A 13,665-nucleotide genomic window follows, 5' to 3' on the forward strand; every position below is an offset into this window, starting at 1 on the left:
ACCGGCGACGACGACTGGCTGATCGTGATGCGCGAGGTCTCGGACGTCGCGGTGATCCGCTCGCTGGGCCTGGCCTTCAGCCTGACGGCGCGCGAGGCCGAGGTGCTCTACTGGGTCGTGAAGGGCAAGATCAACCGCGACATCGGCGAGATCCTCGGCGCCAGCCCCGCGACGGTGAAGAAGCACCTGGAGCGCATCCACGCCAAGCTCGGCGTGGAGACCCGCACCGCGGCGGCGGCGATGGCGCTCACGCGGGTGAGGGAGATGCATCCGCAGTGGGAAGTGTGACGAGGGTCGTGGGGTGATCAGCCGGCGTAGTCGGCCGGCGTAGTCGGCTGGCGCGATCGGATGACAGGCTGGCGGGATCGGATTGGCGCGCGGGTCGCCGCTCCCGGACCATGACGGCACTTCAACCGCCCACACCTCGACATGCGTCCCCAACACCAACCCGTCGCCCTCGTCACTGGCGCCTCTTCCGGCATGGGCAAGGACTTCGCCCTGCGGCTGATCTCCGAGGGCTACCTCGTCTACGCCACCGCGCGACGCTTCGACCGGATGGCAGACATCCGCGCGGCCGGCGGCAGGACGCTGACCATGGACGTGACGGACGAGGCCTCGATGTCCTCCGCGGTCGACCGGATCCTCGCGGAGCAGGGACGCATCGACGTCCTCATCAACAACGCCGGCTATGGCCAGTACGGTGCGCTGGAAGACGTGCCCCTGGCCGAAGGCCGCCGGCAGATGGAGACCAACCTGTTCGGCGCGGCGCGGCTGGTCCAGCTCTGCCTGCCCGCCATGCGGGCGCAGGGCCGCGGGAAGATCATCAACATCTCGTCGATCGGCGGCAAGCTCGCTTCACCGATGGGCGGCTGGTACCACGCCTCGAAGTTTGCGCTGGAAGGCTACTCCGACGCGCTGCGCAACGAGGTGGCACAGTTCGGCATCGACGTGGTCGTCATCGAGCCCGGTGGCGTCGCGTCGGAATGGGCCGGCATCGCCTCGGAAGAAGCGCTGAGGTACTCCGGCACGGGCGCCTACGCCGGACTCGCCAACAAGTTCAACGACCTGCAGAAGCAGATCACCAACAACCCCGGACCGACAGTGATCAGCGATCTGGTGATCAAGGCGCTCAAGGCCAGACGCCCGAAGGCCCGGTACCACGGCGGCTTCCTCGCCGCCCCGATGCTCTTCCTGCGCTACGTCCTGTCCGACCGGCTCTTCGACCGCATGATCAGGATGGCGATGCGATGAGAGTGACGCATATCCCGATGGTGACTTCCGTGTCGGCGCGCCTGGCCGCGCTCGGGCTCGACGTCGATGTCGTCGCCGCGCGGGCGGGGATTCCCGCGGGCGTCACCCGGCGACCCGGGGCCGGTCTGACCACGCGGCAGTTCTTCGCCTTCTGGCGCGCGGTCGCCGAGCTCTCGGGGGATCCCCTCATCGGATTGAAGATCGGCGGCGAGGTCGGTCCGTCGCAGCTGGAGGCGGTCTCGGTGGCCGCGCTGCACTCGGCGACCTTCGGCGACGCGCTGGCCCGCCTGTCGCGCTACAAGGGCCTGTGCTGTCCTGAAGAGGTCCGCGTGGTGCGCGCGGAGCGCAGCAGCAGCAGCGGCAGCGGCGGCAGCAACGAGCGCGAAGGCGAACGCGACCTGGCCCGCCTGAGTTTCCATTGGATCCTGGCCGAGGAGCCCTGCCCCCACGTCATCAGCGACGGGGCCTTCGCGTCGGCGCACGCGCTGGCGCGCGCGGGCTCCGGCCGAACCATCGTGCCGCGCCGTCTTGAGCTGGTCCGCACGCCGGCGGATGTCCGGCCCTACGCGGCGCATTTCGGGTGTGAGGTGCGCACCGGCTGCGTCGGCGACGCGCTGGTCTACGACGTCGAGGCGCTGGACATCCCCTTCGTCACGCGCAACGAGGATCTGCTCGCGGTGCTCGTGCCGGCGCTCGATGCCCAGCTTGCCGCGCTGGGCGAGGTCGGCATCGAGACGCAGGCCCGTTCGGCGCTGATGAAGATGATGCGCGGCGACCGGCCCACCATCGACACGTTGGCGCGCGAGCTCAACATGAGCGCCCGCTCGCTGCAGCGCCGGCTCGGCGAGGCCGGCACCAGCTATCAGGGGGTGCTCGATCACGTGCGCCTGGAGACGGCGAGACGGCTGCTCGCGGACACCGCGTTCACACCGGGAGAGATCGCGTTCTTCCTCGGCTTCGAAGAGGCCAATTCGTTCCAGCGCGCGTTCCGGCGCTGGGAGGGAAGGACGCCGGCGCAGTGGCGGGAGCAGACACAGCAGCATGAGTGAGGGACACGACCCCACTGCCGCGCCTCCGCTCAATACGGCGAGTTGAGAATCTCGACCGTCTTCATGCGCTCTTCGGAGAACCAACCCATGGCCATCCCGTCAATCCTGCCGGACATGACGTTGGCGTAGTCCTTCGCTTGCTTGGCTCGCTTGTATGCCCACATCTCCTCTTCACCGACGATCGTGACCTTGCAGCGGGGTTTCGGCTCCTCCGTTCCCTTCGATTCTTTCCTTCGTTGATTGCGCTTCATGCTCTGGTTCCTCAAGAGTTGGATCAATGACGTCGTCGATTGCCTCACGCGCGCACTCGGAAAGAAATAGCAGATTGTTGGAAACCTCAGGGCTAGGGCTTAGTCCCCACTGACAACCATGCCTTCATCATGCAACTCATAATGTTGCATGAAGTCCAACAGCCAACTGTCCGACGTCCTCCACGTGCTGCTGCACATGGCCGAGGGCGCCGGCCCCTCCACGTCAGAGGCGCTCGCCGCCGCGATGCAGACCAATCCCGTCGTCCTGCGCCGCCTGATGGGCGGTCTGCGCGAGGCGGGTTTCGTCGCCTCCGCGAAGGGCCACGGCGGCGGCTGGGTGCTGTCGTGCCCGCTGGAACGCATCACCCTGCGCGACGTGCATGAAGCGCTCGGCGGCGCGTCGCTGGTGTCGCTCGGCTTCCGCGAGGAACACCCCGAATGCCTGGTCGCCCGCGCCGTCAACGACGCGCTCGGCAACGCCGTGCAGGAGGCCGAGGCCCTGTTGTTGCAACGCCTCGGCGAAGTGACGCTCGCCACGCTCTCGCACGACTTCCATCAGCGCATGGTCGAGCGCGGCCATGCGCCCCATCGGCTCGAGGAACATCACCATGAAGATTGATTTCGCCGTCATCGGCGGCAGCTATGCCGGCATGGCTGCCGCGCTCCAGCTGGCGCGGGCGCGCCGGCAGGTGCTCGTCGTCGACGCGGGACAGCGGCGCAACCAGTGCGTCGACGACCACGACGGCGAAGCGCACGGCTTCCTGACGCAGGACGGCCGCGCGCCCGGCGCGATCGCCGAGGAAGCCCGCCGTCAACTGCGGCTCTATCCGACCGTGCAATGGATGGCCGGGCTCGCCGACGACGCCCGCGTGGCGCCGGACGGGCGGCTGGAGTTCCGCGTGGGCGACGTCGCGGTCAGCGCCGGCCGCCTGATCCTCGCCACCGGCGTCCGCGACGAGCTGCCCCCCGTGCCCGGTCTCGCCGAGCGCTGGGGCCGCAGCGTCTTCCATTGCCCGTACTGCCACGGCTACGAGCTGGACCAGGGCCGGATCGGCATCGTCGCCGCGTCCCCGCTGGCACAGCACCACGCGATGATGCTGCCCGACTGGGGCGTGCCGACGCTGTTCCTGAACGGCGTCTATGAACCCAGCGCCGAGGACCTCGACGAGTTCGCCCGCCGCGGCACCCGCGTCGAGCCCACGCCGATCGTCCGCATCGACGGCTTCGCCGACGTCGTCCTGCGCGACGGCCGGACACTGACGATGGACGGCCTGTTCACCCAGCCGCGCACGACGCCGTCCAGCACGATCGCCGCGCAGCTCGGCTGCGCGATGGCGGACGGCCCGATGGGCCCCTTCATCCAGGTCGGGCCGATGCAGGACACCAGCGTGAAGCACGTCTTCGCCTGCGGCGACGCAGCGCGCGCAGCAGGCAGCGTCACGCTCGCGGTGTCCGACGGCGCGATGGCGGGCCTCGGCGCGCACCGCTCGACGATGTTCTGAAACGACGAAAGCCCCTCACGGGGCTCTCGTCATGCCGAAGCGCAAGCGGCCGGCTGCCCGACCGCAGCGGCGTTCAGGGGATGCGCAGGCGGTGGCCTTCGCGGCCCTCGGCCATCTGCTCCGGACCCCGGCCCACGGTGTAGTACACGCGCAGGATCTTGTCCTCGCCCACCGCCGGATCTCGCGGCGCCAGATCGTTGTCGACCCGGATGTCCAGCGGCCCGCCGCGCCCGATGTTGCGCAGTCGTTCGGTCACGTCGACCCAGCGGCTGCCGGCGCCATACGACGCCCGCACGATCGTCACGCGGCCCTGGGCCGAACCTTGGACCGGACCTTGGCCGCCGGGGTTGTAGCCGCCAGGGTTGGCGGCGCTGCCCGGACGGCCGTCCCAACCGCCGTTCCAGCCGCCCTGCCCCCAGTCGCCCCGGCCCCAGCCGGTGAACTGGCCGCCGTCGATCCAGCCGCCTTCGCGGTAGTCAAAGGTCCGCACCTGGCCGCTGCGGTCGCGGGCATAGATGCGCAGCGTCTTCGAGCGACCCACGGCCGGGTCGTCACGGAACAGTTCGTTGGTCACGCGCACCTTGGCGTCGCGCCGCGCCAGCTCGCGCAGGCGGCCGGTCACGTCGATGCTCGCCTCGGGCACGCCGTAACGTGCGCCCAGGATGGCATAGGCGCCATCGTCGCGGCCGCCGCCGCCTTCCCAGTTGCCGTTGCCGCCGCCCTGGCCCCATTCGCCGCCGCGCCAGCCGGTGAAGTCGTTGCCGTCGATGATGCTGCCCTCGCGGAACTCGAAAGTGCGGTTGTCGCCGTCCCGGTTGCGCGCGTAGATGCGCAGCGTCTTCGACTGGCCGTAGGCCGGATCGTTGCCGAACAGCTCGTTGGTCACCCGCACGCGGTCGTCGCGCCGCGCCAGGTCGCGCAGCCGGTCGGTCACGTCGATGTTGCGCTGCGACGTACCGTAGCGCGCGCTCAACACCTGCCACTGGCCGTCGTCGCGCGCGGCCCAGGCCGACGAGCCCGTCAGCATCGCCACCAGCAGCATCAGCGCCGCCAGCACCGCCTTGGCCATTCCACCGACCGACCGCGCCATCGCGCGGTCCGGCCGCGGGGCCGGCATCGTCATCGTCATTCCAGTCATCGTCATCGCGCCACCTCCTGGTGCTTTCCTGTTGTTCGGAGTTCTTCTCATGCCCTCATTGCCGGGGGTCGGGACCTCGTCCTGCAAGGGGCGGGATGTTGCATCAACGGGATGACGAGTCCGGCGGTGCACGCACACTTCTTCGAGGTGTTACGAGCGGTCACCACCGCCGAAGCTCGAATCGAACCGGGAGTCGTACCTGGAGTCGTACCGCGAATCGAATCCGGAATCGAACCTCGAGTCTCCCGACCCGTCGACCACCGGCGCGTACATCACGTCCGAGCGCAGCACGTACTTGGTGCCCGAGGTCACGGGCGCGCCCTCATGCCAGGTGTCGTGGACGAAGACCAGCGCGCCGCCGGTCCGGGGCCGCACGGCGAAGTCGCGGAAGCCCGTCTCGCCGCCCTCGAAGCCCTCGTTCAGATAGACCAGGAAGCTCAGCCGGCTCACCAGGCCGTCCTCGCGCCACGGCCCGTCCTTGTGCATCCGGAAGCGCTGGCCCGCCGAATACTTGTAGAAGCGCAGCTCCCGCGGCAGGCCCACCGGGCGCGAGCCGTCGAGCTCCGGCAGCGGCAGCTGCCGCAAGCGGCCCCACAGCCGTTCGACCCAGGCGGCGCTCGCCGCCATCGTCCGTTCGTTGTTCCGGATGTGGGCCAGCAACTGCTGCCCCGCCTCCAGTCGCACCGTCGCGGCCTCGAAGCCGCTCTGCTCCGCCAGCACGATCACCTCGGTGCATTCCTCGGGGGAAAGGAAACCCGGCACGGTGAAGACGCGGTCGTTGTGGAAATGGGCTTGCATGCGCCCATTCTGCTGGATGTACGCCATGTGCCGTATATGCCCCGCGGCCCCTCCTTCCTAGCATCCGGTCACTTCCCGAAGTCCTGCGAAGTCCGTCGAAGTCTTCCTTCATCCACCGGAGCTCCCCATGTCGTCGCACCCGAAATCCGCCCGCACACCGCGCGCACCCCGTCCGCAGCGCCGCCACGCCCTCAAGACCCTGGCCGTCGCCGGCGCGCTGGCCGGACTGAACCTCGCCGCCCTGCCCGCCTTCGCCGCCGACACCATCAAGGTCGGCGTGCTGCACAGCCTGTCGGGCACGATGGCGATCTCGGAGACGGTGCTCAAGGACACCGTCCTGATGGCCATCGACGAGATCAACGCCAAGGGCGGCGTGCTGGGCAAGAAGCTCGAGCCGGTGATCGTCGATCCGGCCTCCAACTGGCCGCTGTTCGCCGAGAAGACCCGCCAGCTGCTGACGCAGGACAAGGTCGCGGTGATCTTCGGCTGCTGGACCTCGGTGTCGCGCAAGTCGGTGCTGCCGGTGGTCGAGGAGCTCAACGGCCTGCTCTTCTATCCCGTCCAGTACGAGGGCGAGGAACTCAGCAAGAACGTCTTCTACACCGGCGCCGCGCCCAACCAGCAGGCGATCCCCGCGGTCGACTACCTGATGAGCAAGGACGGCGGCGGCGCCAAGCGCTGGGTGCTGCTGGGCACCGACTACGTCTACCCCCGCACCACCAACAAGATCCTGCGCGCCTACCTGAAGAGCAAGGGCGTGAAGGACTCGGACATCGACGAGAAGTACACCCCCTTCGGCCACAGCGACTACCAGACCATCGTCGCCGACATCAAGAAGTTCTCGGCCGGCGGAAAGACGGCGGTGGTGTCGACGATCAATGGTGACTCCAACGTGCCGTTCTACAAGGAACTGGGCAACGCCGGCCTGAAGGCCAAGGACGTGCCGGTGGTGGCGTTCTCCGTCGGCGAGGAAGAGCTGCGCGGCGTCGATACGAAGCCGCTGGTCGGCCATCTGGCGGCGTGGAACTACTTCATGTCGATCAAGAACCCGACCAACGATGCGTTCATCAAGAAGTGGTCGACGTATGCGAAGGCGAAGAACCTGCCGGGTCACAAGGACAAGCCGCTGACCAACGACCCGATGGAGGCCACCTACATCGGCATCAACATGTGGAAGCAGGCGGTGGAGAAGGCCAAGTCGACCGACACCGACAAGGTGATCGCGGCGATGGCCGGACAGACCTTCAGCGCGCCGTCGGGCATCACGTCCAAGATGGACGAGAAGAACCATCACCTGCACAAGTCGGTGTTCATCGGCGAGATCCGCGCGGACGGACAGTTCAACGTGGTGTGGAAGACCCCCGCGCCGGTCAAGGCCAAGCCGTGGAGCCCGTATATCGCCGGGAACGAAGGCAAGCCTGACGAGCCGGCGAAGAAGTGATGCGGCGCGCCCTGCTCCTCGGAATCCTGCTGGCGATCGGCAGCCTCGCGTCGACAGCGCAGGCGCTGACGCAGCCGCAGGCCTTGTCCGTGGCGCAGGGCGAGACCGATGACCGCGTCGCCGCGCTCGGCAGACTCGTCGCGGCGCCGGATGCGCGCACGGCCGTGCTGCTGCAGGCGCTGGCCGACGAACGCGTGAAGCTCGGTCCCGATCAGCGCGTGCTGATCACCACCGAGACCGGCGTCGTCGACGCCGTCACCGGTGCGGCGGTGGCGCTGTCGCAAGACGCCCAGTCCTCGCTCGAGGACGTGATGCTCAACAACCGCCTGCGCGGCGAACTCGACGGCGCGCTGGCCGCGCTGCACCTGTCGAGCGCGGACAAGGTCGAACGCCTCGCCGCCGCGAAGGCCCTGATGGAAGCTGGCGGCGACGATGCCCGCGTCGCGCTGCTGGAGACCGCCATCGCCAAAGAACAGGACGCCACCGTCCTCGACGCCTTGAAACTCGCTCGCGCCGCCGCGCTCGCCGCGAGCCCGGACGCCGCCAAGCGCCTCGCCGCCGCGAAGCTGCTCGGCGAATCGCACAGCCCCGAGACGCGGCTGCTGCTCAACCAGCGCCTGTCCGACGAACAGGACCCCGACGTGAAACGCGCGCTGCAGCGCTCGCTGCGCGCCGTCGAAGACACCCTCGCCTGGGGCGAACGCCTGGGCGCCCTCTTCACCGGCATCAGCCTGGCCAGCATCCTGCTGCTGGTCGCCCTGGGCCTGGCCATCACCTACGGCCTGATGGGCGTCATCAACATGGCGCACGGCGAGCTGATGATGATCGGCGCCTACGCGACCTACCTCGTCCAGGTCGCCTTCCGCCAGTGGTTGCCCGGCTGGTTCGACGCCTACCTGATCGTCGCCATGCCGGCCGCCTTCCTCGCCTCCGCGCTGGTCGGCGCGGCGCTGGAGCGCACCGTGATCCGCTGGCTCTACGGCCGGCCGCTGGAGACGCTGCTCGCCACCTGGGGCCTGAGCCTCGTGCTGATGCAGGCAGTGCGCTCGCTCTTCGGCGCGCAGAACGTCGCGGTCGAAAGCCCGTCGTGGATGGGCGGCTCGCTCGCGCTCCTGCCCGGTCTCATGCCCGGCCTCGCACTGCCGGCCAACCGGCTCGTGATCATCGTCTTTGCGCTGGTCGTGCTCGGCGGCATGTCGCTGCTGATCGCGCGCACCCGGCTCGGCCTGTTCGTCCGCGCCGTCACGCAGAACCGCCCGATCGCCTCCTGCATGGGCGTGCCCACCGCGCGCGTGGACACCTACGCCTTCGCGCTCGGCTCCGGACTCGCGGGCCTGGCCGGTTGCGCGCTGAGCCAGGTCGGCAACGTCGGCCCGGACCTCGGCCAGAGCTACATCGTCGACGCCTTCATGGTGGTGGTGCTCGGTGGCGTCGGACAGCTCGCCGGCACGGTGCTCGCGGCGCTCGGACTGGGGCTGGCCAACAAGGCGCTGGAAGGCGTCGTCGGCGCGGTGCTGGCCAAGATCGCCGTGCTGCTCTTCATCATCGTCTTCATCCAGAAGCGGCCGCAGGGCCTGTTCGCGGTCAAGGGCCGCGCACAGGAGTCCTGAATGCGCAGGGATCCCCTCATGACCGCGACGTCCCCCCTCCCCGCACCCGCCGGCGCAACGCCTGACCCCTCAGCCGCTCCGGGCGCCGCCCTGCTGCTCCCGCAGCGCCCCGCGCTGCTCACCCGCAGCGGCTGGATCGCCGTGCTGGCCGCACTGACCGTCGCCTGCGTGCTGCTCCCGTCGCTGAACCTGCTGGTGCCCGCCGGCCATGCGCTGCACGTCGACGGCTACTGGATCAGCCTGCTCGGCAAGTTCTGCTGCTACGCGATGTGCGCGCTGGCGATGGACCTGATCTGGGGTTTCGCCGGCATCCTCTCGCTCGGCCATGGCCTGTACTTCGCGCTCGGCGGCTACGCGATGGGCATGTACCTGATGCGCCAGATCGGCACCGACGGCCAGTACCGCAGCACGCTGCCGGACTTCATGGTCTTCCTCGACTGGAAAGAGCTGCCCTGGCATTGGACCTTCAGCGACAGCTTCCTCGCGACGATGCTGCTCGTGCTGCTGATCCCGGGCGGCATCGCGTTCGTCTTCGGCTTCTTCGCGTTCCGCTCCCGCATCAAGGGCGTGTATTTCTCGATCATCACGCAGGCGATGACCTACGCCGCGATGCTGTTCTTCTTCCGCAACGAGAGCGGCTTCGGCGGCAACAACGGCTTCACCGACTTCAAGCGGCTGCTGGGGCTGTCGGTCACGACGCCGGGCATGCGCATGACGCTGTTCGTGCTGAGCGCGGTCGCGCTGGTCGGCTGCTACCTCGGCCTGCGCTGGCTGACCCGCGCGAAGTTCGGCCGCGTGCTCAGCGCCGTGCGCGACGCCGAGTCGCGGCTGATGTTCTGCGGCTACTCGCCGCTGCCCTACAAGCTGGCGGCCTGGGTGCTGTCGGCGCTGATCTGCGGGCTGGCCGGCGCGCTGTACGTGCCGCAGGTCGGCATCATCAACCCGGGCGAGATGAGCGTCGCCAACTCGATCGAGATCGCCATCTGGGCCGCGGTCGGCGGACGCGGCACGCTGGTCGGGCCCATCGTCGGCGCCTTCGCGGTCAACGGCGCGAAGAGCTGGCTCACGCAGTTCGCGCCGGAGTACTGGCTGTACCTGCTGGGCGCGTTGTTCGTCGCGGTCACGCTGTTCATGCCGGACGGCATCGCGGGCCTGGTCAAACGCAAGTTCGGCAAGAAGACCGTGGAGACGAAGGCATGAGCCCCGACCTGCTCGAACAAGGCCAGGAGCGGCTGCGCGCCGCGAGCGGCCCCGGCTACGGCCGCGTGGTGCTGCCGGGCCAGCTGGACCTGGCGCACGGCCGCATCCTGTACCTGGAGGATGTGTTCGTCAGCTTCGACGGCTTCCGCGCGATCAACGGGCTGTCCATCGACATCGCGCCCGGCGAGCTGCGCTGCATCATCGGACCGAACGGCGCGGGCAAGACCACGATGATGGACATCATCACCGGCAAGACCCGGCCCGACAGCGGCACGGTGTTCTTCGGCGGCACCATCGACCTGCTGCGCCACAGCGAGGCCGAGATCGCGCAGCTCGGCATCGGCCGCAAGTTCCAGCGTCCGACGGTGTTCGAGGCGCTCAGCGTCTACGAGAACCTCGAGCTCGCGCTACAGGGTTCGCGCGCGCTGCGCGCGTCGCTGTGGGGCGTGTTGAGCGGCGCACAGAAGGACCGGCTGGCGGAGGTGCTGACGCTGATCCGCCTCGACGACCAGATGACGCGCCCGGCCGGCCTGCTGAGCCACGGACAGAAGCAGTGGCTGGAGATCGGCATGCTGCTGGTGCAGGACCCGAAGCTGCTGCTGCTCGACGAGCCGGTGGCCGGCATGACCGACCAGGAAACCGAGCGCACCGCGGAGCTGATCCTGACGCTGAAAGGGAAGCACAGCATCATCGTCGTCGAACACGACATGGGCTTCGTGGACCGCATCGCGGAGAAGGTGACGGTGCTGGCCGAAGGTTCGGTGCTGGCAGAAGGCACGCTCGCACAAGTGCAAGCCGATGAACGCGTGATCGAGGTCTATCTTGGACGCTGAACTTCAGGAACGAACCGGACCGGCGGGCGCCGCCGCCGCCGTCTCGCCGATGCTCGAGGCCATCGGCATCCAGCAGTACTACGGCGGTTCGCACATCCTGCGCGACGTGTCGGTGAGCGCCTCGCCCGGGCGCATCACGGTGCTGCTCGGGCGCAACGGCGTCGGCAAGACCAGCCTGCTCAAGAGCCTGATGGGCCTGGTGCCTATCCGCGCGGGCAGCGTCACGCTGGCCGGCGCGGACATCACGCGCGCGACGCCGTACCAGCGCGCACGGTCGGGCATCGGCTACGTGCCGCAAGGGCGCGAGATCTTCGCCCGCCTGACCGTCGAGGAGAACCTGCGCATGGGCCTGGCGAGCAAGCCCGGCGGCACGCCCATCCCGGAGCACCTGTACACGTTGTTCCCGGTGCTCAAGCAGATGCTCAGGCGCCGCGGCGGCGACCTCTCCGGCGGCCAGCAGCAGCAGCTCGCGATCGCGCGGGCGATGGCGGCGTCCCCGAAGCTGCTGATCCTGGACGAGCCGACCGAAGGCATCCAGCCCAGCATCATCAAGGACATCGGCCGCGTGATCCGACGTCTGGCCGACGAGGGCCTCGACGGCCACCCGGTCGCGATCCTGCTATGCGAGCAGTACTACGACTTCGCGGCGGAACTGGCCGACGAATTCCTCGTGCTTGAACGCGGGAGCGTCATCGCGCGGGGAAACAACGCGGACATGCAGACGGCGGAGGTGCGCGGCCTGGTGGCGATCTGAGACGGTCGACGCCAGGTGCCGAGCGGGAGACGCTGTTACAAGCTCAGGCGAACGAAGGGTGTCACACGCACACTGACAACGCTCTTCCCATGGAGCTGTGCTGATGTCAAAACCTGACCCTTCCGCGAACAATCCCGCGGGCCATCGTCCCGCCGATCCGATCGATCCGATCGATCCGCCCGATCAGGCTGCCCTGCCCGGCGACGATCCCGTCGCCGGTCCGGCAGATGCCGACGTGGCACCTGAAACGCCGGCGTCCCTACCGAGCGCGGAGGCGCTCATGCCCGACCTCAAGGAGCAGATCCCAGCCTCCAGCCTGTTCGCGGAAACTCCCCGACGGCAGGCCGCGCAATTGATCGATGCGATCGCGGCCTTTCCACCGCCGGCGGCGGACGCCGCTGCGGGGTCCCCTCCGCCGGAAGATATCCCGCCGACGCTGGCGCCTCCGAGCTGATCGGGCAGGTCGCTCAATCCGCCTGGATCTTCGCCGAGCTGATCACCTTGCCCCAGCGCAGGAACTCGGCATCGGAATGTGCCTGCAGCTGCTGCGGGTTCATGTAGTCCGCCGTCGCGCCCAGCTCGGCGGCCTTCTTCTTGAACTCGGGCGTGGCCATGATCTTCTGGATCTCGGTCGTCAGCTTGTCGACCACCGCCTGCGGCGTCTTCGCCGGTGCGAACACCGCGAACCACGAGCCCGCGTCGAGGTTGGGCAGGCCGGCCTGCGTCGCGGTCGGCACGTCGGGCAGGGAGGACAGGCGCTCCTTGCCCGTCACCGCGACCGCGCGCAGCTTGCCTGCCGCAATGAAGGGCATGAACGGCGGCGGCGTGCCGAAGGTGAGATCGACCTGCCCGCCCAGCAGGTCCTGCAGCGCCGGGCCCGTGCCCTTGTACGGGACGTGGATCATCTGGATGCCGGCCTGCTGCTCCAGCATCACGCCGGTGACGTGCTGCAGCGAGCCGTTGCCCGAGGACGCGAACGACAGCTTGCCGGGGTTCTTCTTCGCATAGGCGATCAGCTCGGCGGTGGTCTTCGCGGGCACGCCCTCGCGCAGCACGATCAGTTGCGGCGCCGTCAGCACGTTGGCGACCGGGCGCAGGTCCTTCAGCTCCCACGCGCCCTTCTGGATGTGCGGCGTGATCACGTGATAGCCGGAGTACTGCATCAGGATCGTGTAGCCGTCCGGCTCCGCGCGCTTGGTCGCGACGGCCGCCAGCGCGCCGCTGGCGCCGGAGCGGTTGTCCACCACCACCGTCTGGCCCAGCGCCTTGCCCAGCGGTTCGGCCAGCATGCGCGCGGCGATGTCGGTGGTGCCGCCGGGCGCGGCGCCGACCAGCATCGTGATCGGCTTGTTCGGATAGGACTGCGCGTGCGCGGCGGTCATCGGCGCCAGTGCGGCGGCGGCGGTGGCGATCAGCGCAACGGCGGGAGCGGCCACGGCGAGGCGGCGGCGGATTCGGTTCATGGTCTTGTCTCCGGGAAAGCCGCTCGTGGCGGCGTTGTCGTTGGGGGTGAAGCGGGAAAAACTCAGGCGTCGCGGGCCAGCGCGCGCTCGCGGATCGCGTCGAAGTCGCGCGGCCGCGGATGCAGGTCCAGCCGGCGGCCGGCGCTGACGATCTGGCTCGGCACCGCGTGGCCGATCAGCGGCGGCAGACGCTTGGCCGCGGCGATCAGCCGCTCCAGGTCTACGCCGGTGTCGCAGCCCATGCACTGCAACGCGTGGACGATCTCTTCGGTGCAGACGTTGCCGGTCGCGCCCGGCGCGTACGGACAGCCGCCGATGCCGCCCAGCGACGCGTCGAAGCGGTCCGCGCCGGCGTCGATCGCCGCGATCACGTTG

Annotated in this window: 15 protein-coding genes and 1 pseudogene; 11 read left to right on the plus strand and 5 right to left on the minus strand. The window is 69.0% G+C overall.

The annotated features are described in order from the left end of the window. The 3 genes from VF536_RS15660 to VF536_RS15670 all read left to right on the plus strand — a co-directional run. A partial coding sequence (locus VF536_RS15660; protein ID WP_331615793.1) for a helix-turn-helix transcriptional regulator occupies nucleotides 1-288 on the plus strand: 288 nt, incomplete at its 5' end. 141 nt (nucleotides 289-429) lie between these two features. After that, entirely contained in the window at nucleotides 430-1,251 is an 822-nt protein-coding gene (locus tag VF536_RS15665) for an oxidoreductase (RefSeq protein WP_331615794.1), read from the plus strand. Then, complete coding sequence (locus VF536_RS15670; protein WP_331615795.1) at nucleotides 1,248-2,300, plus strand: AraC family transcriptional regulator; 1,053 nt, start codon at nucleotides 1,248-1,250, stop codon at nucleotides 2,298-2,300. The genes VF536_RS15665 and VF536_RS15670 overlap by 4 nt, the downstream gene beginning before the upstream one ends. Nucleotides 2,301-2,329: 29 nt before the next feature. Here the strand turns inward: VF536_RS15670 and VF536_RS15675 are convergent, their stop codons facing one another. Continuing rightward, a complete protein-coding gene (locus VF536_RS15675) occupies nucleotides 2,330-2,551 on the minus strand; it encodes a hypothetical protein (protein ID WP_331615796.1) in 222 nt (73 codons plus the stop codon). A 148-nt stretch (nucleotides 2,552-2,699) separates the two neighbouring features. Here VF536_RS15675 and VF536_RS15680 point away from each other — a divergent pair, with 148 nt between their 5' ends. Both VF536_RS15680 and VF536_RS15685 read left to right on the plus strand, forming a co-directional pair. Next, nucleotides 2,700-3,170 carry an Rrf2 family transcriptional regulator gene (locus VF536_RS15680; protein WP_331615797.1) on the plus strand — a complete coding sequence of 157 codons (471 nt, stop codon included), beginning with the start codon at nucleotides 2,700-2,702 and terminating at the stop codon, nucleotides 3,168-3,170. Then, nucleotides 3,160-4,053 (plus strand): NAD(P)/FAD-dependent oxidoreductase, encoded by an 894-nt coding sequence (locus tag VF536_RS15685; RefSeq protein ID WP_331615799.1) that lies wholly within the window; start codon nucleotides 3,160-3,162, stop codon nucleotides 4,051-4,053. Before VF536_RS15680 ends, VF536_RS15685 begins: the two co-directional genes overlap by 11 nt. A 73-nt stretch (nucleotides 4,054-4,126) precedes the next feature. On the opposite strand, the gene VF536_RS15690 is transcribed toward VF536_RS15685, so the two are convergent. Together VF536_RS15690 and VF536_RS15695 are read right to left on the minus strand one after the other, a co-directional pair. Then, complete coding sequence (locus tag VF536_RS15690) at nucleotides 4,127-5,197, minus strand: hypothetical protein (RefSeq protein WP_331615800.1); 1,071 nt, start codon at nucleotides 5,195-5,197, stop codon at nucleotides 4,127-4,129. A gap of 144 nt (nucleotides 5,198-5,341) precedes the next feature. Then, nucleotides 5,342-5,989, minus strand: coding sequence for a 2OG-Fe(II) oxygenase (locus tag VF536_RS15695; RefSeq protein ID WP_331615801.1), 648 nt, complete (start codon nucleotides 5,987-5,989; stop codon nucleotides 5,342-5,344). 127 nt (nucleotides 5,990-6,116) lie between these two features. On the opposite strand from VF536_RS15695, the gene urtA reads away from it, so the two are divergent. The 6 genes from urtA (at nucleotide 6,117) to VF536_RS15725 (ending at nucleotide 12,281) form a co-directional block, all read left to right on the plus strand. Then, nucleotides 6,117-7,430 carry an urea ABC transporter substrate-binding protein gene (urtA, locus tag VF536_RS15700; protein ID WP_331615802.1) on the plus strand — a complete coding sequence of 438 codons (1,314 nt, stop codon included), beginning with the start codon at nucleotides 6,117-6,119 and terminating at the stop codon, nucleotides 7,428-7,430. Further along, entirely contained in the window at nucleotides 7,430-9,040 is a 1,611-nt protein-coding gene (gene urtB, locus VF536_RS15705) for an urea ABC transporter permease subunit UrtB (protein WP_331615803.1), read from the plus strand. Before urtA ends, urtB begins: the two co-directional genes overlap by 1 nt. 18 nt (nucleotides 9,041-9,058) lie before the next feature. Beyond that, the gene (urtC, locus tag VF536_RS15710) at nucleotides 9,059-10,240 is read left to right on the plus strand and encodes an urea ABC transporter permease subunit UrtC (protein WP_331615804.1); all 1,182 of its coding nucleotides are present in this window, start codon (nucleotides 9,059-9,061) and stop codon (nucleotides 10,238-10,240) included. Then, nucleotides 10,237-11,073 carry an urea ABC transporter ATP-binding protein UrtD gene (gene urtD, locus VF536_RS15715; RefSeq protein WP_331615805.1) on the plus strand — a complete coding sequence of 279 codons (837 nt, stop codon included), beginning with the start codon at nucleotides 10,237-10,239 and terminating at the stop codon, nucleotides 11,071-11,073. The genes urtC and urtD overlap by 4 nt, the downstream gene beginning before the upstream one ends. Before the next feature lie 49 nt (nucleotides 11,074-11,122). Next, on the plus strand, nucleotides 11,123-11,827 hold the full coding sequence (gene urtE, locus VF536_RS15720; protein WP_331615808.1) for an urea ABC transporter ATP-binding subunit UrtE: 705 nt from the start codon (nucleotides 11,123-11,125) through the stop codon (nucleotides 11,825-11,827). 103 nt (nucleotides 11,828-11,930) lie between these two features. Beyond that, nucleotides 11,931-12,281, plus strand: coding sequence for a hypothetical protein (locus tag VF536_RS15725; protein ID WP_331615806.1), 351 nt, complete (start codon nucleotides 11,931-11,933; stop codon nucleotides 12,279-12,281). A 13-nt stretch (nucleotides 12,282-12,294) separates the two neighbouring features. Here VF536_RS15725 and VF536_RS15730 read toward each other — a convergent pair whose 3' ends face one another. Then, nucleotides 12,295-13,290, minus strand: coding sequence for a tripartite tricarboxylate transporter substrate binding protein (locus VF536_RS15730; RefSeq protein ID WP_331615807.1), 996 nt, complete (start codon nucleotides 13,288-13,290; stop codon nucleotides 12,295-12,297). A gap of 62 nt (nucleotides 13,291-13,352) precedes the next feature. Then, nucleotides 13,353-13,665 (minus strand): annotated as a pseudogene (locus VF536_RS15735) (hydroxymethylglutaryl-CoA lyase); the annotation flags it as partial.

It is taken from the genome of Roseateles sp., from assembly GCF_036486225.1.
Taxonomy (GTDB): domain Bacteria; phylum Pseudomonadota; class Gammaproteobacteria; order Burkholderiales; family Burkholderiaceae_C; genus Roseateles.